Origin of the sequence: Pseudoalteromonas maricaloris (genome assembly GCF_024746855.1) — a bacterium.
GTDB classification, from domain to species: domain Bacteria; phylum Pseudomonadota; class Gammaproteobacteria; order Enterobacterales; family Alteromonadaceae; genus Pseudoalteromonas; species Pseudoalteromonas maricaloris.
The window spans coordinates 3885158-3910261 of record NZ_CP024625.1 but is presented as its reverse complement, the minus strand read 5'-3'; the positions used below and the strand labels follow the sequence as shown (position 1 = coordinate 3910261).

Genomic DNA, 25104 nt, shown 5'->3' with positions numbered 1-25104 from the left:
AGGTTATGAAGTTTGCATTAAAGCATCTCAAGTTAGCAATGGCTGGTGTAGCAATGATGTCTACTCAGGTATTAGCGGATACCCACTTTTTAATTCCCGGCGGTCCAGGTGGTGGCTGGGATACGACGGCTCGAGCTGTGGGTGAGGCGTTGGTGAAATCAGGGCTTGAGTCCAATGCGTCGTTTCAGAATATGTCAGGCGGTGGTGGCGGCCGTGCTATTGCTTATTTGATTGAATCGGGCAATAAAAAAGGCGATATGTTGATGGTTAATTCAACGCCAATCGTGCTGCGCGCGTTGTCGGGTAAGATCCCCTATAGTTATCGTGATTTAACGCCCGTTGCCAGCGTAATAGCCGATTATGGTGCATTCGTGGTGCGTGATGATTCGCCTTTTAAGAGCTGGAAGGAGGTGATTGCTCGTCTAGAAGTAAACCCGGGCTCTGTGACCGTTGCGGGTGGTTCTGCTCGCGGCAGTATGGATCATCTCGTTGCAGCACAAGCAGTAAAAGCGGCAGGCGTTGACGGTCGCAAGCTGCGTTACATTCCTTACGATGCCGGTGGCAAAGCCAAGGCCGGTTTATTGTCTGGCGAGGTGAAGATGCTCTCGACCGGATTAAGTGAAGCGCTCGACATGGCAAAAAGTGGTCAGGCGCGCATTCTTGCTGTTACTGCGCCAGAGCCTATCGCGGACTATCCAGAGATCCCAACCCTGAAGTCTTTAGGCTATGACATGGAATTTGTTAACTGGCGTGGTTTTTTTGCGGCTCCGGATCTCCCTCAAGCAAAACTCGACGAATATACCGTGAGATTACAAAAACTGGTGCAAAGCAAAGAGTGGGAAGCGGTGCGCGCACGCAACGGTTGGTTGAATCTATTTAAGCCACAGCACGAGTTTATTGAGGCGCTAGAGGCACAAGAAGCACAGCTGAAAGTGGTGATGGAAGAATTGGGTTTCGTTAGACGCTGATTAAATTAAATAGGTGGTTGCAGTGAGGTTACTGCATCACCTAAAAGTGGGTAATTCACTATGTTAAACCGAGAATTGTTAGGCCCAGTGCTGTTTTTAATTCTGTTTTCACTCTATGCGGTATCTGCTTGGCAAATCCCGATTATGCCTTTTGAAGAGTACGAGGCGGTAAACTCAGCAACTTTGCCTAAGGTATACGCGCTGATTGGCATTGTTGTTTGTCTTTTGTCGATTGCCGCAACACTGTTTAAAGGCGTCCCTGCACCTGATACACGTGAAAAAGCAGAGACTACCTCCAAGGCAACCATAGCCCAATGTGCAGCACTGATTGTATTGATGCTTATCTACAGCAGTGTGCTTGAAGAACTCGGGTTTATTGTTTCGACCATTTTGTTTTTAGGCTGTGGCTTTTTAATTATGGGTGAGCGACGTAAGCAAATTTTGTTATTGGCGTCAGTACCTGTGGTTATCGTGTTTTGGGCCATTATGACGCAGCTACTTGGGATCTATCTGGTTCCAGGTGATTTTTGGAGTTAAGCCATGTTAGACGGTATTTTAGTTGGCCTGTCCACGGCCTTTATGTGGCAAAACTTACTGTACGTAATTGTTGGCTGCTTTGTCGGTACGTTTATCGGCATGTTGCCCGGCTTAGGGCCAATCACGGCGATTGCGTTGATGATCCCTATCACTTACAACATCGGTGCCGACTCCGGTATGATCTTAATGGCGGGCGTATATTACGGCGCAATTTTTGGTGGCTCGACTTCCTCTATTTTGATTAACGCTCCCGGTGTAGCTGGTACTGTGGCATCGTCATTTGACGGCTATCCAATGGCAAAACAAGGACATGCAGGCAAGGCTTTGGCTATTGCCGCTTATGCTTCATTTACTGGCGGAACGATTGGTGCGTTGATGCTTATGATAGCCGCACCACTGCTTGCAAAAGTGAGCTTAAGCTTTCAGTCTCCAGACTATGTGATGTTGATGTTTTTGGGCTTGACTGCGATTGCTGCTTTTTCTGCAAAAGGGCAATTTTTAAAAGCCATGATGATGACCGTATTTGGCTTGATGTTGTCGACGGTGGGAATAGACCCTTCATCTGGAACTGAGCGTTTTACCTTTGGTCAGGCGGACTTGCTAGACGGCGTAAGCTTTTTGTTGGTCGCAATGGCAACCTTTGCATTGTCTGAGGCACTGATCAACGTGATCCGTCCTGAAAAAGCTAATCAAGGTTCGAATGATGATGACACCCCCGTTATTGGCTCAACAAAACTATCTGGCGCTGAAGTGAAAGAAATGGCGCCAGTTGTGGGGCGCTCTTCAATTTTAGGATTTATCATTGGCGTATTGCCGGGGGCTGGCGCAACGATTGCGAGTTTTATGGCTTATGCGACAGAGCGAAATTTGGCACCCAAAGCCATTCGTGAGCGTTTTGGGCGTGGTGAAATTCGCGGCTTAGCGGCACCTGAGTCGGCAAACAATGCTGCTTGTACTGGGTCATTTGTGCCCTTGTTAACGCTTGGGATCCCGGGGTCTGGCACCACTGCGATTATGTTAGGGGCGCTGATTGCTTATGGTATTCAGCCGGGCCCTACGTTAATGCAGGACAATCCTACGGTATTTTGGTCGGTAATTGTAAGCATGTATTTTGGCAACATTGTACTGCTGATTTTAAATTTGCCACTGATCCCTTATTTTGCAAAGGCTTTGACTCTGCCACGCTCGGTCCTCACGGTGATGATTTTATTCTTTAGCTTGATTGGCGTTTATCTGGTGTCATTTAATACCTTCGATTTGTTTATGATGGTGGGTTTTGCCTTGGTGGCGGTGGTGCTGAGATTATTGAGTTTCCCGATGGCACCTTTGCTCCTTGGGTTTATTCTTGGCGATATGATCGAACGTAATTACCGCCGCGCCATGATGATTTCGGATGGCTCTATTAGCTTTATTTGGGAGAGGCCATTAACTTTAGGCATATTTGCGCTTGCCATGTTAGTGTTGTTGATCCCATTAAAAGAGTACTTCCAGCAACGAAAAGTTGCGCAGTAACCCAGCAGTGAGGAAATACGTGTGTCGCAATCACAAAAATTAGCACGCAGACCAAAACGCTTAGAAACGCGACTGATCACTTGGGTTGTGGGCTTGTGTGTGATCCAAGCATGCTTATTTACCGCGTTGGTGTATCAGGTTATTACGCAAAGCTTACACCAGGAAGTGGGAGAAAAAGCCTTGGCTTTGGCTAAGGCGGTGGCGGTTCGTGAAGATGTTATAACGGCACTCATAACAGATAGGGATAGCTCACAGATCCAACGCCTCAATACTAATGTTGAGCTGCTGCGCCAGGCAACTGGCGCAGATTTTATCGTCATTGGTGACACCGAAACGCGACGTATTGCCCACCCCGATGAGCAAAAAATTGGTCGCACTATGGTCGGAGGGGATAGCCAAGCCGCATTGTCTGGAGAGAGTTATATCTCAACGGCACAGGGCAGTTTAGGTGAATCTATTCGCGGCAAAGTGCCTGTGTACTCTCCCGCTGGTGAGGTGATTGGTTTAGTCTCGGTAGGCTTTTTAGTGCAATCCGTTGAGTCGTTGGTGTTGCAGCGCAGCATTGCCGTTTTTGTTGGAGCTGCAGCGGTGTTACTGCTCAGTGTCATTGCCGCAATTTGGATTGGTCGACGTGTCCGCCAAGCCATTTTTGGCCTGCAACCAGATGAAATCGGGCGCTTATTTGCAGAGCAAGAGGCGATACTGAATACCGTACGCACGGGGATTATCGCGCTCGACCCCGATGGCCGTGTGCGCCGTTTGAATCAACGTGCGTGCGAAATTCTCGACAAGCCTCGTGGCTTGAGTAAGCAGGGTTTACACCTGAGCGATCTGTTGCCAGAGCATAGCGACTTCTTGTTGCATAATCCCAATCGCCCTTTGGTTGGTTTCGAGCTATTTGTTGCTGACAAGCGTTTGGTGTTATCGCGGTTTGCGCTGCAAGTGCAAGGTCAACACGAGGGAATTTTACTGAGTATGCGGCCCTCCGATGAACTAGAGTACGTGTCTAAGCAGCTCACTAAAGTACAGGCTTTTGCAGAACTGTTGAGAGTGCAAACGCACGACTATTCAAACAAGTTAAATACCATTGGCGCGCTTATCCAAATGGCGCAATATGACAAAGCGATTGAGCTGATAGGTCAAGAAAGCCAAGGCTCACAAGCGCAAATTGAAAACCTTCTCACTTATATACAAGAGCCAGTGATCGCGGGCTTATTACTCGGTAAATACCATAAAGCACGAGAGCATAATGTGGCACTCGAGGTGAGTTCCGACAGTGCGCTGTGCGCTATCCATCAAAAAGAGATGTTGGAACGAATAGTTTCAATATTAGGTAATCTCATTGATAATGCCATCGAAGCGGCGAGAACGACGGCACAGTTGCGGTCTGCCAAAGTGGTCGTAACAGTGGATGAAACGGTTCAGGATATTATCTTTGATGTTGAAGATAGCGGCACTGGACTGATTGGTAACGTCGAAGAGGCGTTTACGCCGCAGTTTAGTACTAAGTCCGGCGACCAACATGGTGTTGGCTTATATCTCGTAAAAACAAATCTTGATTCCTGCCACGGAACCTTAGAGGTTGGGGAGTCTGAATTACTTGGTGCAAGGATCACGGTCTTTATTCCCAAGCAAGTAAAAGAGCAATAACAATGACTTATTCTGTGGTGATCATCGAAGATGAAGTAGCTGTGGCACAATTATTAGCGCAATACCTAGTGACACCGGCAACACCAAGTAGCGCAAGGCAAGGGCAATATCGGGTGGTGGCCAGTAGCGACAATGTTTCTACCGCGACGGTACTGTTGAGTGCGATACAAGCCGACTTAATTTTATTGGATATTTATCTACCCGATGGCAATGGCCTTGAGTTTTTAAAGATGCTACGCGAGCAAGGCTGTAAAAGCGAAGTGATGCTGATCACCGCAGCAAAAGAAGTGGCGACGCTAGAAAAGGCGATCCGTCTGGGAGTTTGCGATTTTTTAGTTAAACCGCTGATCTTGGAACGGCTCGACCTCGCACTCGCCCGCTTTGAAGCACGTCAGCAGTGTTTGGATGGTGCCAATGAAGTGACGCAATCTATGGTCGACACCTTATTTGGTAGTGAACAGGCGAGCGTACAAAGTACGGCTAGACTACCTAAAGGCGTTGACCCACTTACTTTGGAAAAAATTCGTACGGCATTTCAAAGCCAGCCCAAGCAGGTGTTTACAGCAACCCAAATGGGAGAATTGGTGGGGGTGAGTCGCTCAACCGCTCGGCGCTATTTAGAGTTTTTGGTTAGTATAGAAGAAGTAAAAGCCGACCAAAGCTACGGTAGCATTGGCCGACCAGAGAGAAGCTATCATTTAAATTAAGGGTGTGCCTGTAGTGACTGCCATGGGATCACCGGCGCATCATTGCTGCTAGGGCGAGTGAATTCGCTGAGATAAGGTGTGGGTCCCGTGAAGAAACCGGTGTTACGTAAGTAAAAACGGTTTTGCTCCTCACCACCTTGATAATCTAAACGCGATCCTTTCCTGGCGGTGGCGTCATAAGTGAATTTAGCCTGATTCAACTCAACCCAGTTACCTTGGGTGTCACGCAAAAACTGGCGGTTATAAAATGCCTTACGCTCAAACTGTCCAGCTTCGGGTAAAAAGTTTTCCAAAAAGCTATGCGGTCTTGCAACATAGGTGTTGGTTTCAGGGCGGCTAAAGGCTGCGATCAGCTTCCATTGACCGGTTTCCGGCGCATAAAAGTAGCCACGATATTCAGTATGGCCTTCATAAGTCGTACTAGGCTCGATATTGACTAAAAAGCGATATGTCGTATCCGGTTGCCAGTTATAACGTAAATAGCTTTGCCCACCAGAACCTTCATTGCCAAATTCACCGACGTAAACGCCTTCGCCTTTAGCGAGTAATTTGATTTTAAGATTGTCAGGAATTGTGCTCGGATCATCGGTTTGGTACGGGCTCCAAACCGAAAATAGCACGCGACGCTCGGTGGGTGAGTTTACCTGAATACCAAAGTAACCTTCGCCAAAACCATTCGCCATAAAATACGAACCTTGTGGATCATAGCCAGATGGCACCGTTACTTCGTTGTAAAACCAGTTATAGTCCTTTTTGTCAGGTACGGTATAGGAAAGGTGTACTGAAGGGCCGCGACGACCCCAGTAAAAGTCTTCTTTGACATAGTTAGGCGCGGGGGTCATGGCCTCACCATCGAGACTGAGCCCGGTAATGGCAGGGAAGGTACTGTTTCGCCCATTGGCTAAGGTGTCACCGGCTATTTGGACGGTTTGATAGCCAACTTGCGTCACGATAAAGTCACCGACTTTTACCTTAGTCGGGCTTTGTCTATCGAGGTTAAGCGTCACTTGTTTATTGTTATGCGTTACCAGCAATGTACTTGGTGCACTTGGTTTCTCTAGGTGTAAATAGAGGGTGTAGGTGCCAACGTTATTAGCATAAAAATAGTGATTAAACCTGAGTTGCTTATCTTGCCATGGGGCAATTCCGGCTTGAGTTATATATTGCCTGCTGGCGTCAATATCGTTGTTGACCCAGGCGTTACCGTAACTGCTGATATAAGCCTCTTGTGCTGAGGCAAATAGTGAGGCGCACAGCAGTATCGGTGTGATTATTGTATTCTTCATCTTAAGTTCCTTGAATGGGGCGCGTTGCCCCATGTTGATTAGAAAGAAGTGTTAATGCCTAAACTGATACTGCGGCCGTAACGGCTCAAGTGGCTCACTTGCTCTTGGGTTTTAATGTATGACCATTGACGCTCATTGGTGAGGTTAGTCACGTTTAGGTCAATTCGTGTCTTTTCAGTAAAATTATAGCTGGCACTGAAATCAAACTGACCATAATCCGCTGCCCATTCCGGGCCGCCCCATGCATCTGGATACTTCAGGTAATCATCTCGCCAGTTGTAAGCGATACGCGCTTGGTAGTCATCCTTTTCATAATAGATAACCGCATTGTAAGAATGCTCAGACATACCAGCGAACGGTAGCTCGTCTTTTTCGGGGTCGTCGTATTTACTATCCGTAAATGTGTAGTTGATTTGCATACCTAGACCATCAAATGGTGCCGGTAGCAATTCCTCAAATGACTGTTGGTAAGCAATTTCGAAACCTTTGATCTCTGCTCCCGCTTCTGAACGTGGCGATACTTGGGTAAATTCCGGACCGTCAACTTCAACGCCGTCTTTTATGAATTTCCCCACTTTTATCGTGCCAACACGTCCCTGAGCGATAACAGATTTAATGTCTTTGTAATAGGTTGCAAAGGTGAGCGCACCATAATCAGAGAAGTACCACTCTAGTCCCAAATCAATTTGGTCAGCTCTTAGTGGCTTGATACCAGGGTTGGCAAGATTAAGTTCAAACTTACTGAAATTAATTGAGCTATATGGAGTTAGAAAATCGATGCTAGGTCTGGTGATAACTTTAGCCGCGCTGGTTCTAAATAACAGTGAGTCTGTTATTTCTAACTTAAAATTCATGCTAGGCAGTACATCAGTGTAGTCATCTTCTACGTATGAATCGGAGTAATAATCGGCAATATCCCCTTCTATGCGATAGATAATGTCGCCATCTTCGTCTTCTTCTACGTTGTATACTAGACTTGGGTAATCAAAAACATAGCCATCAGAGGTGATCTCGGTTTTGATTGCTCTTACGCCTAGGTTTAAGTTGTAAGGCATTTCCGACAGCTCGCCGACTAGATTGGTCTCTAAATAAAGTGCAAACGTTGACTCAGAAAGCTCGTAGGAATCTTTGGGGCTCTTGGAAGCTCTAATTTTTTCATCTGCGGCTTGGGCATTAATAGATTGATAAAAAGCATAGAGTTTGTCGTAGTCAAAGCTTGCCCACGGCGCAGGGTGCATGCCTGGCTCACCCTCTAAGAAATTATCAAAGTTGGCGGGTACAAGTACATCAGCGGGGAGTCTAAATAAGTTAAGGCCACCGAGCTTTTCTACGCTTGAGTTATCAAAGCTATCGTAATCTGAGTTTTTAAAATAAGCCCCACCATTACTGAACATCGAAGGGTTATTTGACTTGCTCACATCTCTAGCTTTAGATTGCTTACCGTAATGAAAGCCAAACTTGATGTCTTTGACAAATTCCCATTCTGGAATAAATGTCCCTTCGAGCCTTAACTCTTCAACATCACTGATCACTTCCGTGCCATAGTTGTAGCTGTAGTGAGCACCAAAGGGTTGATCGGCATTAAGTGCTGGCGACATAGTCACATCTGGCAGGAGGTTGTCACCGGTTTGATCTATGGTGATGGTATCAACAAAGCCACGCGCCACGATGTAGCGGTTATCGCCATCATTGATCCGCTCGGCACGGGACTTAGACACATCAAATTCAAGCGTTAGATCGCTGGTAGCATACCACTTGAAGTTAAGACCGGCCTGCCAAGTGTCGGTATTGCGAGGCTCAGAGACGTTCAGTAGCTCAGCCATCGCACCATCGACTAACTCAATGTAGTTGACGTTGCCATCTTCATTGAATTTTAACTCACCTACTGCAGGGATCCCGGGCGTCCAAGGTTCATCATAAGTGACGAATGAGATTTGATATTTTTCACCGTCGGTTTTGTAACTTGAGTATAAGCTATCAAAGGTGACATCAATATCATTCGTTGGGCGCCATTGTAAGGCGAGGCTTGCACCAATGCGCTCACGTTCGTCTTGCCAGTTCGAGTAGCGTACATATCCTGGGATCATTGATGGGTGTACTTTCTCGCCCTCATCTAGCTCACCATTTCGGTTACTATCAACAGGGACTCGCACGTCGGTATTTTCTTCAGGATCGTAAAACCCTTGTCCCTCGTAGGAGTCTTCGCGTTGTGTTCGCTCTGAATAAACGGCGGTGAATAGCGCGCCAAAGGTATTGTCAAAAAAGGTATCACTAATTAGGAAGGAGGCTTGAGGGTTGGTATCGCCGGTACGTTCTTCGTAAATGGCTTTGGCACTTCCGGCGAGGGTAAAGCCATCCATATCTAACGGTCGGCGGGTTTTTATATTGATGACTGAACCAATCCCCCCCTCTTGCGTTTGTGCTTGTGGTGACTTGTACACTTCTAATGCTTGAACCATCTCAGGCGCAATTAAATCGAAGTTAAAGTCACGGCTAGTGTGCTCTGATGCCATTCTACGACCATTGATGGTGGTAACGTTAAAGTCCCCGCCAAGGCCCCGCACAGTGACGTTTTGTCCTTCACCTGCGTTACGGGTAATGGCGATACCCGTCATTCGTTGTAGCGCTTCAGCAAGGTTTTGATCTGGAAACTTACCAATGTCTTCGGCAACGATGGCATCCATTACGCCGACGGCGTTTTTCTTGAGAAAGAGTGACTCTTTGATACTAGAACGTACACCACGTACTTCAATTTTCTCGACTTGTTGCTTGGCTTTATCTTGCTCGTCGGATCCGCTGTTCTGTTCTGTTTCCTGTGCGTGCGCATATTGGGACAGGGCACAGCTCACGGCCAATCCCACAGCACACAATTTTAGAGTGTGTTTCATCTTGTTGTCCTGTTGAGTGTTGTTATTATTGCGCCCGCTTTACGGGCGCTTATTCAGGCATTGATAGCATTTGCTATAGATAACGTATTTAACCTTTGGTTAGTTATGTAACAATGCCTAGTGGTGCTGCAGTGCGCCATGTGCCCCTGGTGAAATCCGGGAAGTCCTTGCTATTACTTCTGTCTGCAACTGAGTCCATTGAAAGAGGGAAGACCGCTGACCAAGCAGCTGCGTCGTAAACATCCTGATCTAGCGGTTCGCCATTACGAAGGCAGTAAATAATGCGCCAGAACATTAAGAAATCCATGCCACCATGGCCGCCGTTGCGCTCTGCTTCAGCCCCCATTTTTTGCCAAAGTGGATGGTCGTATTTGCCGTACCAATCATTCATATCGTAATCCCACTCGTGAAAGCTCTTACTCCCGCCGTTTTCAAGCGCGATGCGGTTGGGGAATCCTGCAAATACGCCGTTAGTACCTTGAATTAAATTGTGGCGGGAGTAAGGGCGTGGGGTAGTGGTATCGTGCTGTACCATAATCGAACGACCTTTGATGGTTTTAATGATGCTAGTGTTCATATCTCCAGCAATATAGTTCAGTTGGTTACGCTCATGATTTGCTGGGAATTCTCGTTTGGCATAGGCTGCCCGACCCAGTGCTGGTGAACTCATAGACGAGATATAGTCGAAACGATCGCCACGGTTAATATTCATATATTGAGAAACCGGGCCTAAACCATGGGTTGGGTAGAGGTTACCGTTACGTTTGGTATGCCAATGTGTGCGCCATGAGCCAGTTTTATGCTCAATTTCTTTCATTTGCCAACGAAGTTCATGGATATAAGCTGCTTCACCGTGCAGTAACTCACCGAATAGCCCTTGGCGAACCATGTTTAATACCATCAGCTCGTCGCGGCCATAGCAAACGTTTTCCAGCATCATGCAATTCTTTTGCGTGCGCTCTGCGGTATTTACCAATTGCCACGCTTCTTCTATCGTTACTGCCGCTGGCACTTCAACCAAAGCGTGTTTGCCACTTTCCATTGTGTCTACCGCCATAGGCGTATGCCATTTCCAAGGTGTAGAGATGATCACAATATCAATGTCATCGCGCGCCAACATGCGGCGATAGTCCATATCACTCTTGCCGTAAGTCGCAGGCTTGGGTAAACCCTTGTCGACAACAATTTTAACCGCTCTATCGACGACTTCTTGGTGTGTATCGCAGATGGCCTTGATCTCGACACCGTCAAGATGGCAAAAGTGTTTTACCGCGCCAACACCACGTTGACCCACACCAATAAAGCCCACTCGCACGACATCCAGTTTCGGTACGACTAGACCTTGAACTGAATTTCCTTGTGGCTTTGGTGTAAGCGGCGTCTTATTATTGTTACTTGCGCAGCCAACCACTGCGCTCGTTGCTGCGATAGCAGCCATTGATTGAAGAAATCGCCGGCGGTTTAGATCACCCATAATAACCTCTTAGTTGTTCACTCTTATTGTTAAAAACGAAATGTTATTTTTTGGTTATTATTACGGCAGTTTTATTTTGAACGCAAGAAAAATATCTTTCACATTCTTTCGTTTGTGTTTCGGTTTGTTTCCGAATTAACTTTAAATCATTATAAAACAGATGTTTGTGTTTGTTTTTGTTTAAAGTTAAAAAAATAAATTGAAAGCAAATGAAAGCTGTGTAGACTAAATTTAACCAAAACGAAAGGAGGTGTCATGCTGAACACCATCGAAAGACGCCACGAAATCGTTCAACTCGTTGGTCAAACGGAACGAGTAGAAGTATCCGAGCTGGCAGAACAATTTGGTGTATCAACCGTGACGATCAGAAATGATCTCAATGCCTTACATGATAAAGGGTTGTTGGTTCGCTCTCATGGTGGTGCCGTTGCGAGTTCTAGGTTAACCAAAGAGCTCACCATAACGGAAAAGCACGATCATCATCACCAAGTGAAAGTCGAGCTTGCAAAGTTGGTGGCGGGCCTTATAGGCAATAATGAGTCTATTATTCTGGACTCTGGAACCACCACAGAAGAGGTTGCGAAGCAGCTTACTGAACATCAACAGCTAGTGGTGATGACCAATGGTCTTAACGTGGCGCAAGCACTCGTTGCAGCTGATGGCGTTGAAGTGTTGATGACCGGAGGCTCACTGCGTAAAAAGTCGCTGTCGTTTTATGGCAGCCACGCAGAAGATCAGCTAAAGCAATATCACTTTGACCGTTTGGTGCTTGGTGTTGATGGGTTTTCTGTTGATGTTGGTGTAACAACACACTTTGAGCCAGAAGCCGCGCTTAACCGCGAGATGTGTAAAGCTGCAAAGCAAGTCATAGTGGTGACGGACTCCAGCAAGTTCGATCGTAAAGGTGTACATCGTATTATCGCCTGCGAAGAAATTGACGTTTTGGTAACGGACAGTGGTATTCCAGCTGATATTCATCAGCAATTGGTTGCCGCCGGAATTGAGGTACATTTAATAACGTCTTAAGAGGTGATCATATGCGGCGTTTCCAAGCCCTAATCGAAGCCAATAAATCAGGGAAAAACTCAGGCATTTATGCCATTTGCTCAGCTCACCCTTGGGTGCTGGAAGCGTCGATAAGATATGCCAAGCAGGAAAATACGCTGCTATTAATTGAGGCCACGGCCAATCAGGTTAACCAATTTGGCGGTTACACCGGGATGCGTCCCGCGGATTTTATTGCCAAAGTCGAAGAGATGGCCGACGAGCTTGGTTTTGATAAGCAGTTACTGATTTTTGGCGGTGATCACTTGGGACCAGTCTGTTGGACGAGTGAAAATAGCCAAGCCGCGATGGCCAAAGCGTGCGACTTAGTCGCTGAATACGTGAAGGCCGGTTTTAAGAAAGTTCACTTAGATGCCAGTATGCCCTGTGCTGACGATCCTGACGCGTTAAGTGATGATATTGTCGCTGATCGCGCTGCCTTGTTGTGTCAAACTGCGGAAGCCGCCGCGATTGCGACGTTTGGTCGTAGTGATATTGTTTATGTGATTGGTACTGAAGTTCCTCCTCCAGGTGGAGCTGATGAACAGATTGACAGTCTTCAGCCGACCAGCCAAGTTGCTGCGCAAGAGACCCTAGCTTGCCACCGTGAACTCTTTGCAAACAAAGGATTAACGGATGCGTGGCAACGCGTGGTTGCGATGGTAGTGCAGCCGGGTGTTGAGTTTGATAATACCCAAGTATTTGACTACAAACCGAATGAAGCAAGTGCACTAAAAGACTTTATTCGTACCGTTGACCGTATCGCTTTCGAAGCGCATTCGACAGATTATCAAACTGCAGGCGCTTATCAGTCGTTGGTTGCTGATCACTTTGCCATTTTGAAAGTCGGACCTGAGTTGACCTTTGCGCTGCGTGAAGGGTTATTCGCGCTTCACCATATTGAAAAGCAATTACTACCCGATGTTCATAGTCAGTTTATTGAGGTAGTGGACGAGGTCATGCTGGCAGAGCCTACGAGTTGGCAGCGTTTTTATCACGGCGAGTCACAGCAACTCCGGTTCTTGCGCCAATTTAGCTTTAGCGACCGTATTCGCTATTACTGGCATCAAGAAGCGGTGCAAAAGGCGTTAGCAACGATGCTCGAAAACCTAGCGCGGCAGACTTTACCATTGCCGCTTATCAGCCAATATTTTCCAGAGTTATATCAACAAGTACGCCGTGGTGAAATAGAAAGGGACGCCAAAGCCTTGGTGATTGCCAAAATTCAACGTGTTGTGGCTCGCTATTCAAATGCGTGTTTTGCCATGGAGAAAGCGTCATGAACACTTTGCTAGGACACGAAATTGCGCAATTAAAAACACGAAATGCCTATTGGACAGCAAAAGAGATCACCCAGCAGCCGCAGATGTGGCAAGAGACCGCCCAATTAGTCGCGAGCATAAAGCCTAGGCTTTTGGTGGAGTTAGCTCCTTTTCTAGATGACCCTGATACTCAGGTTATTTTGACGGGGGCGGGTACATCCGCTTATATCGGTGACGCTATCGCCACTCATCTTAATACACACATGCGCCAAAGTGTGCGGGCTGTGAGCACAACTGACTTAGTTGCTGCACCAAGGCAATACCTAGCGACGGATAAACCGTGCTTATTGGTTTCCTTTGCTCGCTCTGGTAATAGTCCAGAAAGTGTTGCGGCCGTAGAGCTGGTAACACAGCTGGTTAGTAACAGTCAGCACCTTTTTATCACCTGCAACCGTGATGGAAAGTTGCATCAAGCAGCTCAGCAGACAAGCAATGCAACAAGTATATTGCTACCAGAGCCTACGCTTGACCAAAGTTTTGCAATGACGAGTAGCTATTCGTCAATGATGGTCGCAGCGCTACAACTTTTTGCAGTGGATGACGGCTCCGTGGATAAGTTGATCAATGCAGCGCAAAGCATGTTAGCTGCAACAGAACAGCAAAATATCCGTGCATTTGCACAACAACCATTTGAACGTTTGGTGTATCTAGGCTCAGGTTGCTTACTGGGATTTGCAAAGGAAGCTGCGCTAAAAATGCTTGAGTTATCGGCAGGCCAAGTAATGAGCGTGAGCGAGTCACCGCTTGGGTTCCGTCATGGTCCAAAATCACTTATCAATAGCAAAACTGTCGTGGTATGTTTTATCTCAAGTGATGGTTATACCAGCTTGTACGATCAGGATTTAGTTGCTGAATTGCAGCGTGACGGTACAGCCATGACGGTGCATTCACTTTGTCCTAAAGTGCCACCACTAGAAGACGTGTGGCAAGGGTTACTGTATATGTTATTTGCACAGCAGTTAAGTTTCTATAAAGCGCTGAGCCTCGGCATTTCACCAGACAATCCTTGCCCGTCGGGGGAAGTGAATAGAGTTGTGCAAGGCGTAGTCATTCATCCATTTGGGAGTGAAGTATGATTTATGGAGTGGATGTTGGCGGGAGCAAAATTGAAATAGCGGTGTTTGATGAAAAGCTACAACGCTTAGAGTCTTGGCGTGTGGCGACACCAAAGCACAGTTATGAGGCGTTTTTGGCGCAAATCGTCACTTTGGTGCAGCAAGCCGATGACAAATATGGTTGTAACGGACAGGTTGGTATTGGTATGCCGGGGATAGTAAATGCGCAGCAGCGCGTGCTATCAGCAAATGTCCCTTGCGCCAATGGCAAAGAAGTTAAGGCTGATCTTGTTGCACAACTTGAACGGCCCATCGCTGTGGAAAATGACTGCCGTTGCTTTGCGTTATCAGAGGCCAGTCTTGGAGCCGGTAAGCAATATCAAAAGGTCTTTGGGGCAATAATAGGCACCGGTGCTGGAGGCGGATTTTGTATTGATGGCGCGTTGTATAAAAGTGCCCAAGGGATCGCCGGAGAATATGGCCACCATCCGCTTTCTGCGGTGTTACAGCAAAAATATCACCTGCCTATTTTAGCGTGTGGCTGTGGACTGCAAGGGTGTTTAGAGCGCTATGTTGCAGGGCCAGGGCTTGCCGGTTTGTATCAACATTTCACTACGCGAACACTTACCTCAGAACAAGTTATCACAGCGATGCGGGCTGGAGAAAGTGAAGCTCGCCATGCTTTTAATTGTTATATGGATCTGTTGGGCTCGGCGTTTGCAAATTTAATCAAAGCATATGACCCAGAAGTTATCGTGCTTGGCGGTGGTATGTCGCTTATTGATGAACTTGTAGAGACGCTCCCAAAAGCCATCGAACCTCATGTGTTTTCAGCTGTATCAGTGCCAGATATTGTTAGAGCCAAGCATGGTGATGCGAGTGGCGCATTGGGTGCGGCATTACTTGGGAGTAAAGTAAATGCTTGAGCAGCTTCGTTATATTCAGCCCCGTCGTATCTATACCCCTACCAGCGTCCTTGAAGCGCACGTTGCGGTAATAAAAGGTGAGCGTTTTCACGCGATTATTCCAGCGGCGGAAGCGCCTGATAATACCGAGTCTTATCCCAAACTCGACATGTGGCCTGGGTTAATTGATTTGCATATTCATGGCCGCGAGGGCTGTGATGTTATTGATGGCAAACTCTCCAGTATCGAAACCATTAGCACCTCGTTGCTCAAACATGGCGTCACTGGTTTTTTGGCAACCACGGTGACGACTACATGGCCACAGACTATTGCCGCGATGAAGGTTATTGGAGCCGCCTATAAGCAAAAGATGCCGGGCGCTCAGGTGTTGGGCGGATACAGTGAGGGCTTATTTTTTAGTGAAAAACACAAAGGTGCCCATAACGAAGCTTTCTTTAAGCCGTTAGACGAAGCCTTAATTGATGAAATGATTAGCGCGGCTGATGGTGCGCTTAAAGCGGTGGCACTCGCGCCCGAAAAGGCTAATGGCGTTAAGATGACACAGTACCTAAGTAAACATGGGGTGCGGGTGATGTTAGGTCATTGTGATGCGGATTTTGCGCAAACCAATGCCGCTCTAGCACATGGTGCCTGCGGCGGGGTGCACGTGTTTAACGGCATGCGCGGCATTCATCACCGTGAACCTGGTTGTGCTGGTGCGTTGTTACTTGATAGCCAAGCCTTGGTGGAAGTGATTGCCGATGGTATTCATTTACACCCTGCGATTTTACAGTTGATCTACCGCCTCAAAGGTCAGCATAAGGTGGCCTTGATCAGTGATTGTATTAATGCTGGTGGCCTTAAAGATGGTGAATATCAATTGGGTGAAATGCCAGTTGTGGTTAAGGATGGCGTGGCGAAAACTCACAGCGGCAGTTTGGCCGGCAGTACACTAACACTTGAAAAAGCAGTGAAGAATTTAGCAGAATTGGCCAACATTCCGCTTCTAGAAGCCATCAATATGGCAAGTTTAGTACCCGCAACTTATTTAAATATGGACAATGAACTTGGTAGCATTGAAGTGGGTAAAATAGCGCATTTTTCTTTGCTAGATGATGCCTTCCAAGTCCAGCATGCCAACTTGTTCGGAAAGCAGATATTTTAAGCAAAAACCCAAGCTCACCGCCCTGAAATTGACAAAATACAACTGAATTTTCTTAAATACAGCGGCCTAGCAGTAAGCGATACGGTAAAAATGGGTCGCAAAGTTTCGCATTAGAAACTTTTTCGCGAATTGATTGCATTTTAGACGACTTCAAGGATGATGTTCGCTACAAGAGGTGATATACTCCCGCCGAATAATTTTTCTACTTTAAATAGAGTAAAACAATGGCAGATTTATCGAAATACAGAAACATTGGTATTTTCGCGCACGTTGATGCGGGTAAAACTACCACCACTGAGCGTATTCTAAAGCTTACTGGTAAAATCCACAAAACTGGTGAAGTACACGACGGTGAGTCTACTACTGACTTCATGGAGCAGGAAGCTGAGCGTGGTATTACAATCCAATCAGCAGCGGTAACTTGTGAGTGGAAAGGCCACCGTTTAAACGTTATCGATACTCCTGGACACGTTGACTTCACAGTAGAAGTATACCGTTCACTAAAAGTACTTGACGGTGGTATCGGTGTATTCTGTGGTTCTGGTGGTGTTGAGCCACAATCAGAAACTAACTGGCGTTATGCGAACGAATCAGAAGTTGCTCGTTGTATCTTCGTAAATAAACTAGACCGTATGGGTGCAGACTTCTACCGCGTAGTTGGTCAGGTTGAGAAAGTACTTGGTGCTAACCCACTAGTGATGACGCTTCCAATCGGTATCGAAGACCAGTTCTGTGGTGTTGTAGACGTACTTGAGAAAAAAGCATACGTTTGGGATGACACAGGTCTTCCTGAAAACTACGAAATTACTGACGTTCCAGCTGACATGGTAGACAAAGTTGAAGAATACCATGAGATGCTAGTTGAGTCTGCTGTTGAGCAAGACGACGACCTAATGGAAGCGTACATGGAAGGTGAAGTACCTTCTATCGAGCAAATCAAAGCGTGTATCCGTAAAGGTACTCGTGATCTAGCGTTCTTCCCAACTTTCTGTGGTTCAGCGTTCAAAAACAAAGGTATGCAACTTGTACTTGACGCTGTTGTAGATTACCTACCTTCTCCTACAGAAGTTGAGCCCCAGCCACTAACAGATCCTGAAACAGGTGAGCCTACTGGTGAAGTAGCTACTGTTGACGCTGATGCACCACTTAAAGCGCTTGCGTTCAAAATCATGGACGACCGTTTTGGTGCACTTACGTTCATCCGTATCTACGCAGGTCGCATGAAGAAAGGTGACACTATCCTTAACTCTGCAACTGGTAAAACAGAGCGTATCGGCCGTATGGTTGAGATGCAAGCGGACGAGCGTACTGAACTTACTGAAGCACAAGCGGGTGACATCATCGCTGTTGTTGGTATGAAGAACGTTCAAACTGGTCACACACTATGTGATCCTAAGCACGAGTGTACACTTGAAGCGATGATCTTCCCTGATCCAGTAATCTCAATCGCTGTTGCACCTAAAGATAAAGGTGGTAACGAGAAGATGGGTATCGCGATCGGTAAGATGGTTGCAGAAGATCCTTCATTCCAAGTTGAGACTGATGAAGATTCAGGTGAAACTATCCTTAAAGGTATGGGTGAGCTTCACCTAGACATTAAGGTAGATATCCTTAAGCGTACATACGGTGTAGACCTAATCGTTGGTCAGCCTCAGGTTGCTTACCGTGAAACTATCACACAAGAAGTTGAAGATAGCTACACGCATAAGAAACAGTCTGGTGGTTCTGGTCAGTTCGGTAAGATTGACTACCGTATCAAGCCTGGTGAAGTTGGTTCTGGCTTTACGTTCAAGTCTACAGTTGTTGGTGGTAACGTTCCTAAGGAATTCTGGCCAGCAGTTGAGAAAGGCTTCAAGTCAATGATGGACGAAGGTGTACTAGCGGGCTTCCCAGTACTAGACGTTGAAGTTGAGCTATTCGACGGTGGTTTCCACGCAGTTGACTCGTCAGCAATCGCGTTCGAAATCGCTGCTAAAGGCGCATTCCGTCAGTCTATCCCTAAAGCGGGAGCACAACTTCTTGAGCCAATCATGAAAGTTGACGTGTTCACGCCAGAAGACAACGTAGGTGACGTAATCGGTGACCTTAACCGTCGTCGCGGTATGATCAAAGACCAAGAAGCTGGCGCAATGGGCGTTCGTATCAAGGGTGAAGTACCACTATCTGAAATGTTCGGATACATCGGTCACCTACGTACTATCACGTCTGGTCGTGGTCAGTTCTCAATGGAATTCTCACACTATGCACCATGTCCAGCAAACGTTGCTGACGCGGTAATCGCAGCTGAGAAAGAGAAAAAAGCAGCTAAGTAATTAATTACTTATTTTGCATGAGAAGGTCGCCTTTGGCGGCCTTTTTTATTTTTAAATTCAATTGGTTATAAGTTAAATACCCTGTCTAAAAGTCGTCACGATTATTTCATGTTTTATTAATTTTAAAGTTCTTGCTTTAGGAATATTAGCACTTTATCATTAGCTTTTCTTCAATAAATAGAGTCACATTATTGCGTCGTGGGCTCAAATTTGATTGTGGTTGGGTAAATAAAGGAGATACTCAATGAGAACTTTAGAGCTGGAAATAAACTGGCTTTTCTATGTACTGGCACTGTCCCTTATCTGGCTGGGTAATGAACTGTTTTTCATTTTAGATACTCCCTCATCATTATTGCAAATAGTTACACTTACCTTACTATTTTTTACCCTAACAATATTGATACTGTCACTAACCGGAAAGCGTTTTCTGCATATAGATAAGGCGGGGGTTAGCTATAACTTTTTAGGTAAAACCCATTATATCCATACGGAACATATTCAGGCGATTAGGTTGCGCTCTTTAGGTATTGTAAGTCTTCCCGAGGTATATCTTGATGATGGTCGTATTATTCGCTTCTTTAGCTGGAAAATGAATCGCGATGAGCTTTTAAAAGCAGAAAGTTTGGTCAGATAAGGTGTAATAAAGGAAGTGCAGGTGAGGGTTTCACCTGCTCAAATTTAAAGGTTTCACACCAATTGCATTAATGCAATTGGTATTACTTTTCATTCAGCCAAATTGCGGCTTGTTTTGCAAAGTAAGTCAAAATGCCATCCGCACCAGCACGCTTAAATGCTAGTAGAGACTCCAGTACAACAGGCTTCTCAGCCAACCAGCCGTTATCAATCGCAGCCTTATGCATGGCGTATTCACCGCTGACTTGGTAAGCAAATGTTGGTACTCCAAACTCATCTTTAACGCGTCTGACAACATCAAGGTATGGCATACCTGGTTTTACCATCACCATATCAGCACCTTCTTGTAAGTCCAAAGCCACTTCACGTAATGCTTCGTCAGAATTAGCAGGATCCATTTGATAGGTTTTCTTGTCTGCACCTTTTAGGTTGCCTGCAGAGCCAATCGCGTCGCGGAAAGGGCCATAATAACTCGATGCATACTTGGCAGAGTACGCCATGATACGAGTATGGATAAAACCGCACTCTTCAAGTGCTTCACGAACAGCGCCAATTCGGCCATCCATCATATCGGAAGGGGCGACGATATCGGCACCTGCCTCTGCATGCGAAAGCGCTTGTTTGACTAATACTTCCACGGTTTCTTCATTCATGACATAACCATCTTCATCTAAGATACCGTCTTGACCGTGGACTGTGAATGGGTCTAATGCAACATCGGTGATCACACCAAGCTCAGGACATGCTGCTTTAATAGCACGTACCGCTCTTTGTGCAATCCCTTCAGGGTTGTATGCTTCCTCAGCTAGTAACGATTTTTGTTCCGCCGGTGTTACTGGGAATAAGGCGATGGCAGGAACCCCTAGCTCTACTAGTTGCTTGGCTTCCTCAACTAATAGATCAATAGATAAACGCTCAATACCTGGCATTGATGGGATAGCTTCACGCTTAGATTCACCATCCAATACAAATACTGGATAGATTAAGTCATTAACCGTTAGCGTGCTTTCGCTCATTAGACGTCTTGAAAAGTCATCGCGACGCATTCTGCGCATGCGAGTTAGGGGGAAAAGATCGAGTCCTGATTGAGCCACGTTAGTTCTCCTGATTGGGTTTGAAAGTAACAACACGATTACGACCTTGCTGTTTTGCTTGATACAAGGCTTTGTCCGCATTGTCAGTGTAAAGCTGTGGGTTATGTGGATCGCTAACCACTGCACTATAAACGCCTGCACTGGTGGTCAACTTAAGCGTATCTTCACCAAATTTGATATTGAGATCTGCTGTAGCCACTCTCAGGCGTTCAGCTACTCCGACAGCACCTTCTTCTGGGGTGTTTGGTAGTAGCAAAATAAACTCTTCACCACCATAGCGGAACACTTCATCATGTGGTCGCCGCAAGTGTGATTTTATTAAGTTGGCAAATTCGCAAATTGCTTGATCACCAGCCAAGTGACCATATTTGTCGTTAATTTTTTTGAAGTGATCGATATCAAAAATAACAAGGCTCAATACTGTCTGCTCTCGTCTTGAACGACGTACTTCCATCTGTAAACGCTTGTCGAAATAGCGCCGGTTCTTCACTTTTGTGAGTGGATCTTCCATGTTCATGCGCTCGAGCTCTCGGTTTTTATCCTCAAGTTCCCTTAATGTGACTTGAAGCTCAAAAGTGCGTTCCTCAATGTTGGACTCTAAGTCGTACTGGGCCTGTTCTTGTAGTTTAAGCTTTTCTTTTAATAGGGCATCTTCAGCTTGAGTATGAGCTAGCCGTTGCTGTTGCTTGGCCAGCTTTTCATCTCTTTGAAATATATATAGACGTATGAGCAGGTAACTCAGCAACGTGGCTTCAACGACAAAAATACCAAAGTAACCCAAATGGCTCAAAAAGCTGCCGGACTGAACCCCCAGCTCAACCGTAAACGGGTAGCTAATTACGATAAAGTGGCAGAGTGCGATTGCAATTAAGATATTTCGACTCTTGTGGTTAACACGAGCGAGCGTATAGATAATCAATACAGAGACAATAAAGCTGATGCTAAGCGCTAGCAGGAGAGACTGAGAAACAGGTAAAAAAGCAATGAGCAGAAACAAGCACAATGTCGCTAGAATGGCCTTTCTTTTCGTCAGCTTTGGGTGCGCAAGCAGTGACTTTCCAGAGCAATAACTCAAAGCGGGCAACAGCAGTGCGCTGAGCAATAACATCATCATGCCTTGACCATACTGTTGAAACCACTGCCATGAAGAGTAAAAATATCGATAACCAAAGCCATAGATATGTGCATTGAAAAGCCATACTGTAGCGATAAACAAAGTGGCACATAAAAAGTAACCTTTTTTTGTAACACAATAGAGCGTGGCATTGGTTAGGGCGAGTGCTAGTACAAAGCCTGCTAAAATTCCAAAAATAAGATTAAATTTACTCTTAAATTGGAGGTATTCATTCGGCTCCCAAATTGCAAGAGGAGCCGTGATAACCCCCTCATCACTGATCTGTAAGTATAAATGGCTTTGCGTTTGTGGCTGCAGCTCAAGCGGAACAACTAGAGATTCATACTTTAGTGGTCGCTTAATCAGTGGCAAGGCATCGCCCATATCTAAGCTGAATATTGGATGGTTCGGCCTGACATGATAGGCAGTTACCGCATCGATGAGATTATTGTTTATACTTACCAATACTGGCGTGAGCGAGTTATTAGTATTGTGCAGCGCTATTTTTAGCCATAAGTACTTTGCTACAGGTCGAAGGCCTGTGGGGATTTGGGTGCTGCTATGCCATTCGACAGGAGCCGCAAGCAGTTCGTTTAACGATGCATATTTACTCAGTGTGTAACTTAGCTTTACTTGGTGTTCTACCTTAAATGACTCTGAAATAGTGACGGCAGAAAATACAGCAGAGCTGTATATCAATATAAGTAAAGACAACACAATGCGCATTACTGGCTTTACCTCACAAACAGCTGTTTAAAATTAGCCGAAGTCGTGCTCATCACTTCCGTGACAGGACATTGTTTTAGGTGTGCAATTTGTTCAGCCACATAAGATAAATACATTGGTTCATTGCGGCGAGACTTGGGCTTTGGGCTAATTGTTCTAGGTAGTAGGTAGGGCGCATCAGTTTCCAACAGCAAACGGTCTAGGGGGATGTACTGGATTAGATCTTGTAGTGCTTGGCCTCTACGTTCATCGCAAACCCAGCCTGTGATGCCTATCATTAACCCATAGTCCAAGTAACGTCGTAGTGCGTTATGGTCACCAGTAAAACAGTGAAGTACTCCATGAACGTTAACTTCTTGCAGTAACGAAAATAGCGCATCGTGCGCGTCTCTTTCATGCAGATACACTGGATAATCAATAGCTTCTGCTAACTGCAGTTGCGTCAAGCATACGCTTTGTTGTATCGGCCTTGGTGAAAAGTCGCGATTAAAGTCCAAGCCACATTCACCAACAGCAATAGCCCTGTTGCTACTTTTTAAAAGAGTGAGGAGATCATCGTAGAGCGTGTCAGGTGCATCTTTTGCGTCGTGAGGGTGGACACCTGCTGTACAATAAAGCTGGTATTGCTCAGCGAGTGAAATACTTTGTTCGCTGCTTGTTAAATCGCAGCCAATGGCGAGCATAGATTCTATGCCAGCGTTTTTGGCTCTAGCAATTACCTCGGCCAAATCGGATGAAAATTGCGAGCTGGTGAGGTTTACACCAGCATCGAACATCGTGTTCATCAGTTAACTCGTTTAACTCGCGTTGTACGGTTTGAGCCCGCTTTCTTCATTAAAAAAGAGCCAAAAGACGCGCGTTCAATAATTAATGTGTCTCCTTCATTGGCGAAAAAAGTTTCTGAAGAAACTTGCCTCCATACTTGACCATTGTCTAAGGTGAATACCATTTTATCGCGGCCTTGAGTGGTTGTTTTTACGAGTTTAGCTGTAATTTCTTCGATTTCTTCGCTTGCCGCTTTAACTTTATGCTCTAAACCAAAGCCATCTTCTTTCAATTCTGCTTTTTTTTCATTGCGCACTGTGTTTATTTTATCTTTGTTTACAGGCGCTTTGCTTGAATGTGTTTCCGTGATTGGTTTATTAGCAATCACATTGTCGTAGCACATGAGTCGTTTAAAATCATTTTCAATCAGAGTACAAGCTTGTAGTGCTTGCGTATTTATCGGCTCTGCGGCGCATAAAGAGGAAAATCCTAGTGCGAACAGTATCATGGTTTTTTTCATTGTTCTGACTCCTGTTGTTTTGGTTTGGCGCTGTAAAATTTGGCTAGAATGAGTCCTAGTTCAAACAAGAGTAGCATAGGGAGTGCCAATAGAGTTTGAGATAGAACATCTGGTGGAGTTAAAAACATTGCGATGACAAAAGCACCAACGACAACATAAGGTCGTTTCTCTTTTAAGCTCGCAGGGGTTGTCATGCCACTCCAACATATAAGCATGATAGCGACGGGAATTTCAAAGGCGATGCCAAAAGCAAAAAATAGCTTAAGGATAAAGCCAAGGTAACTGCTAATATCCGGTGACAATGTCATCATCTCAGGCCCCACACTGGTAAAAAAGCCAAGTATGATAGGCATGACAACAAAGTAACAAAATGCTATTCCGCCATAAAATAACAATACACTTGAGAGTAATATGGGGATAAGCATACGTTTTTCGTGTTTATATAAACCGGGTGCGATAAAGCCCCACACCTGATGCAAAATAAAAGGCACAGCGGCAAATAGTGACACAAAAAGCGTTAATTTAAACGGAGCAAAAAACGGCGCTGTAACATCTGTAGCTATCATGGTTGTGTTGCTAGGCAAGCTATTTACAAGCGGTGCAGCAACGAAGGCATAGATATCATTGGCGAAGTACACCAAAGCAACAAAGATAACGAAAACGCTCAATAACGCTCTCATTAAGCGGTTTCTTAACTCAACAAGGTGAGCTATAAATCCACTTTGGGCTGATTCTGTCATGTAACTTGACTCGTACGAATATAATTCCAGTTAGATATAACAAAAAGGAGCTGTTTGGGCGTCTAAATTACCCAAAACTAGCCTTTGACTGAACTATCTAACTGCTAGATTGATTAGTCTTTGTTTTTATTATTTTCGGTTGATTTATAAGAATGTCTGACTGATTCAGCCGCATCTTGTAACTCTTGAACGGATTGCTTGAGTTCGGGGGCCAAATCTTGCATTCCCTGTTGTTCCGCTTTCTTCAAGTTATTATGTAGCTCGTGAACACGTAATTCTTCACTCACTTCAGCCTTGACTGAATTGGCGACAGATTTTACCGTTTTTATCCATCTTGCTACGGTGCGGATTGCAACGGGAAGACGTTCAGGGCCAAGTACAATTAGGCCAACGATAAGAACGACCACTAACTCCCACATACCCATGCTGAATTACACCTTATCTTTTTCTTTCTCTGATACCGGTTGTGCTTGCTCAGTTGTTGTATTTTTTAACTTTTCAGGCTCAGCGTCAGTCGCAGTTTGCTCATCCGATACCGCCTTTTTAAAGCCTTTAACTGCACCACCCAAATCACTACCAATACCGCGTAGTTTTTTAGTTCCAAATAACAAAACAATGATGGCTAAAATAATAAGTAATTGCCAAATACTGATCCCACCGAATCCCATAATAACTCCATTGATACTT

22 protein-coding genes are annotated in these 25104 nt (G+C 45.6%); 12 read left to right on the top strand and 10 right to left on the bottom strand.

Going from position 1 to position 25104, the window contains the following annotated elements:
• Positions 1-5 precede the first annotated feature (5 nt).
• The 5 genes from CTT31_RS17365 to CTT31_RS17345 are packed head-to-tail and all read left to right on the top strand — an operon-like array spanning position 6 to position 5374.
• Entirely contained in the window at positions 6-968 is a 963-nt protein-coding gene (locus tag CTT31_RS17365; protein ID WP_017218314.1) for a Bug family tripartite tricarboxylate transporter substrate binding protein, read from the top strand.
• Positions 969-1028: 60 nt separating this feature from the next.
• Positions 1029-1505: a tripartite tricarboxylate transporter TctB family protein gene (locus tag CTT31_RS17360; RefSeq protein WP_211867298.1), complete on the top strand. Its 477-nt coding sequence runs from the start codon at positions 1029-1031 to the stop codon at positions 1503-1505.
• A gap of 3 nt (positions 1506-1508) precedes the next feature.
• Positions 1509-3017, top strand: coding sequence for a tripartite tricarboxylate transporter permease (locus tag CTT31_RS17355; RefSeq protein ID WP_010606897.1), 1509 nt, complete (start codon positions 1509-1511; stop codon positions 3015-3017).
• 21 nt (positions 3018-3038) lie between these two features.
• Positions 3039-4667: an ATP-binding protein gene (locus tag CTT31_RS17350; RefSeq protein ID WP_260491647.1), complete on the top strand. Its 1629-nt coding sequence runs from the start codon at positions 3039-3041 to the stop codon at positions 4665-4667.
• A 2-nt stretch (positions 4668-4669) separates the two neighbouring features.
• The gene (locus tag CTT31_RS17345) at positions 4670-5374 is read left to right on the top strand and encodes a response regulator (RefSeq protein WP_069021687.1); all 705 of its coding nucleotides are present in this window, start codon (positions 4670-4672) and stop codon (positions 5372-5374) included.
• Here CTT31_RS17345 and CTT31_RS17340 read toward each other — a convergent pair.
• The 3 genes from CTT31_RS17340 to CTT31_RS17330 form a co-directional block, all read right to left on the bottom strand.
• Positions 5371-6660 (bottom strand): DUF3472 domain-containing protein, encoded by a 1290-nt coding sequence (locus CTT31_RS17340; RefSeq protein WP_260491646.1) that lies wholly within the window; start codon positions 6658-6660, stop codon positions 5371-5373. The genes CTT31_RS17345 and CTT31_RS17340 overlap by 4 nt on opposite strands.
• A 38-nt stretch (positions 6661-6698) precedes the next feature.
• Entirely contained in the window at positions 6699-9548 is a 2850-nt protein-coding gene (locus CTT31_RS17335; RefSeq protein ID WP_260491645.1) for a TonB-dependent receptor, read from the bottom strand.
• 103 nt (positions 9549-9651) lie between these two features.
• Positions 9652-11022: a Gfo/Idh/MocA family oxidoreductase gene (locus CTT31_RS17330; protein ID WP_045964720.1), complete on the bottom strand. Its 1371-nt coding sequence runs from the start codon at positions 11020-11022 to the stop codon at positions 9652-9654.
• Between the two features lie 255 nt (positions 11023-11277).
• On the opposite strand from CTT31_RS17330, the gene agaR reads away from it, so the two are divergent.
• From agaR to CTT31_RS17295, 7 genes are all read left to right on the top strand, one after another.
• Positions 11278-12048, top strand: coding sequence for a transcriptional repressor AgaR (gene agaR / locus CTT31_RS17325; protein ID WP_017218322.1), 771 nt, complete (start codon positions 11278-11280; stop codon positions 12046-12048).
• Between the two features lie 11 nt (positions 12049-12059).
• Positions 12060-13349 carry a D-tagatose-bisphosphate aldolase, class II, non-catalytic subunit gene (locus tag CTT31_RS17320; RefSeq protein WP_260491644.1) on the top strand — a complete coding sequence of 430 codons (1290 nt, stop codon included), beginning with the start codon at positions 12060-12062 and terminating at the stop codon, positions 13347-13349.
• Positions 13346-14464: an SIS domain-containing protein gene (locus CTT31_RS17315; RefSeq protein ID WP_260491643.1), complete on the top strand. Its 1119-nt coding sequence runs from the start codon at positions 13346-13348 to the stop codon at positions 14462-14464. Before CTT31_RS17320 ends, CTT31_RS17315 begins: the two co-directional genes overlap by 4 nt.
• Positions 14461-15369: an ROK family protein gene (locus CTT31_RS17310; RefSeq protein WP_017218325.1), complete on the top strand. Its 909-nt coding sequence runs from the start codon at positions 14461-14463 to the stop codon at positions 15367-15369. The genes CTT31_RS17315 and CTT31_RS17310 overlap by 4 nt, the downstream gene beginning before the upstream one ends.
• On the top strand, positions 15362-16513 hold the full coding sequence (gene nagA / locus CTT31_RS17305; protein ID WP_017218326.1) for an N-acetylglucosamine-6-phosphate deacetylase: 1152 nt from the start codon (positions 15362-15364) through the stop codon (positions 16511-16513). Before CTT31_RS17310 ends, nagA begins: the two co-directional genes overlap by 8 nt.
• Before the next feature lie 224 nt (positions 16514-16737).
• Entirely contained in the window at positions 16738-18825 is a 2088-nt protein-coding gene (fusA, locus tag CTT31_RS17300; protein WP_017218327.1) for an elongation factor G, read from the top strand.
• A 244-nt stretch (positions 18826-19069) separates the two neighbouring features.
• The gene (locus CTT31_RS17295) at positions 19070-19459 is read left to right on the top strand and encodes a hypothetical protein (protein ID WP_017218328.1); all 390 of its coding nucleotides are present in this window, start codon (positions 19070-19072) and stop codon (positions 19457-19459) included.
• An 82-nt stretch (positions 19460-19541) separates the two neighbouring features.
• Here CTT31_RS17295 and hemB read toward each other — a convergent pair whose 3' ends face one another.
• From hemB to tatA, 7 genes are all read right to left on the bottom strand, one after another.
• Positions 19542-20552 (bottom strand): porphobilinogen synthase, encoded by a 1011-nt coding sequence (gene hemB / locus CTT31_RS17290; RefSeq protein WP_026001016.1) that lies wholly within the window; start codon positions 20550-20552, stop codon positions 19542-19544.
• Between the two features lies 1 nt (position 20553).
• Positions 20554-22392, bottom strand: a complete 1839-nt coding sequence (locus CTT31_RS17285; RefSeq protein WP_017218330.1) for a sensor domain-containing diguanylate cyclase — start codon at positions 22390-22392, stop codon at positions 20554-20556.
• Between the two features lie 8 nt (positions 22393-22400).
• Positions 22401-23177: a TatD family hydrolase gene (locus CTT31_RS17280; RefSeq protein WP_017218331.1), complete on the bottom strand. Its 777-nt coding sequence runs from the start codon at positions 23175-23177 to the stop codon at positions 22401-22403.
• The gene (locus CTT31_RS17275) at positions 23177-23677 is read right to left on the bottom strand and encodes a hypothetical protein (protein WP_017218332.1); all 501 of its coding nucleotides are present in this window, start codon (positions 23675-23677) and stop codon (positions 23177-23179) included. Before CTT31_RS17275 ends, CTT31_RS17280 begins: the two co-directional genes overlap by 1 nt.
• A complete protein-coding gene (gene tatC, locus CTT31_RS17270; RefSeq protein ID WP_026001017.1) occupies positions 23674-24417 on the bottom strand; it encodes a twin-arginine translocase subunit TatC in 744 nt (247 codons plus the stop codon). Before tatC ends, CTT31_RS17275 begins: the two co-directional genes overlap by 4 nt.
• 113 nt (positions 24418-24530) lie before the next feature.
• Positions 24531-24842, bottom strand: a complete 312-nt coding sequence (tatB, locus tag CTT31_RS17265; protein ID WP_010376473.1) for a Sec-independent protein translocase protein TatB — start codon at positions 24840-24842, stop codon at positions 24531-24533.
• Between the two features lie 6 nt (positions 24843-24848).
• The gene (tatA, locus tag CTT31_RS17260) at positions 24849-25085 is read right to left on the bottom strand and encodes a Sec-independent protein translocase subunit TatA (protein ID WP_017218334.1); all 237 of its coding nucleotides are present in this window, start codon (positions 25083-25085) and stop codon (positions 24849-24851) included.
• Between the last annotated feature and the right edge of the window lie 19 nt (positions 25086-25104).

Excerpts from the sequence above, each read along its gene's own strand:
- nagA (WP_017218326.1), top strand. The coding sequence starts at position 15,362 with ATGCTTGAGCAGCTTCGTTATATTCAGCCCCGTCGTATCTATACCCCT.
- CTT31_RS17340 (WP_260491646.1), bottom strand. The coding sequence starts at position 6,660 with ATGAAGAATACAATAATCACACCGATACTGCTGTGCGCCTCACTATTT.
- CTT31_RS17285 (WP_017218330.1), bottom strand. The coding sequence starts at position 22,392 with ATGCGCATTGTGTTGTCTTTACTTATATTGATATACAGCTCTGCTGTA.
- CTT31_RS17345 (WP_069021687.1), top strand. The coding sequence starts at position 4,670 with ATGACTTATTCTGTGGTGATCATCGAAGATGAAGTAGCTGTGGCACAA.
- CTT31_RS17320 (WP_260491644.1), top strand. The coding sequence starts at position 12,060 with ATGCGGCGTTTCCAAGCCCTAATCGAAGCCAATAAATCAGGGAAAAAC.
- CTT31_RS17335 (WP_260491645.1), bottom strand. The coding sequence starts at position 9,548 with ATGAAACACACTCTAAAATTGTGTGCTGTGGGATTGGCCGTGAGCTGT.
- CTT31_RS17355 (WP_010606897.1), top strand. The coding sequence starts at position 1,509 with ATGTTAGACGGTATTTTAGTTGGCCTGTCCACGGCCTTTATGTGGCAA.
- CTT31_RS17330 (WP_045964720.1), bottom strand. The coding sequence starts at position 11,022 with ATGGGTGATCTAAACCGCCGGCGATTTCTTCAATCAATGGCTGCTATC.
- CTT31_RS17315 (WP_260491643.1), top strand. The coding sequence starts at position 13,346 with ATGAACACTTTGCTAGGACACGAAATTGCGCAATTAAAAACACGAAAT.
- CTT31_RS17310 (WP_017218325.1), top strand. The coding sequence starts at position 14,461 with ATGATTTATGGAGTGGATGTTGGCGGGAGCAAAATTGAAATAGCGGTG.
- tatC (WP_026001017.1), bottom strand. The coding sequence starts at position 24,417 with ATGACAGAATCAGCCCAAAGTGGATTTATAGCTCACCTTGTTGAGTTA.
- CTT31_RS17360 (WP_211867298.1), top strand. The coding sequence starts at position 1,029 with ATGTTAAACCGAGAATTGTTAGGCCCAGTGCTGTTTTTAATTCTGTTT.
- CTT31_RS17365 (WP_017218314.1), top strand. The coding sequence starts at position 6 with ATGAAGTTTGCATTAAAGCATCTCAAGTTAGCAATGGCTGGTGTAGCA.
- tatB (WP_010376473.1), bottom strand. The coding sequence starts at position 24,842 with ATGGGTATGTGGGAGTTAGTGGTCGTTCTTATCGTTGGCCTAATTGTA.
- CTT31_RS17280 (WP_017218331.1), bottom strand. The coding sequence starts at position 23,177 with ATGAACACGATGTTCGATGCTGGTGTAAACCTCACCAGCTCGCAATTT.
- CTT31_RS17275 (WP_017218332.1), bottom strand. The coding sequence starts at position 23,677 with ATGAAAAAAACCATGATACTGTTCGCACTAGGATTTTCCTCTTTATGC.
- tatA (WP_017218334.1), bottom strand. The coding sequence starts at position 25,085 with ATGGGATTCGGTGGGATCAGTATTTGGCAATTACTTATTATTTTAGCC.
- agaR (WP_017218322.1), top strand. The coding sequence starts at position 11,278 with ATGCTGAACACCATCGAAAGACGCCACGAAATCGTTCAACTCGTTGGT.
- CTT31_RS17295 (WP_017218328.1), top strand. The coding sequence starts at position 19,070 with ATGAGAACTTTAGAGCTGGAAATAAACTGGCTTTTCTATGTACTGGCA.
- fusA (WP_017218327.1), top strand. The coding sequence starts at position 16,738 with ATGGCAGATTTATCGAAATACAGAAACATTGGTATTTTCGCGCACGTT.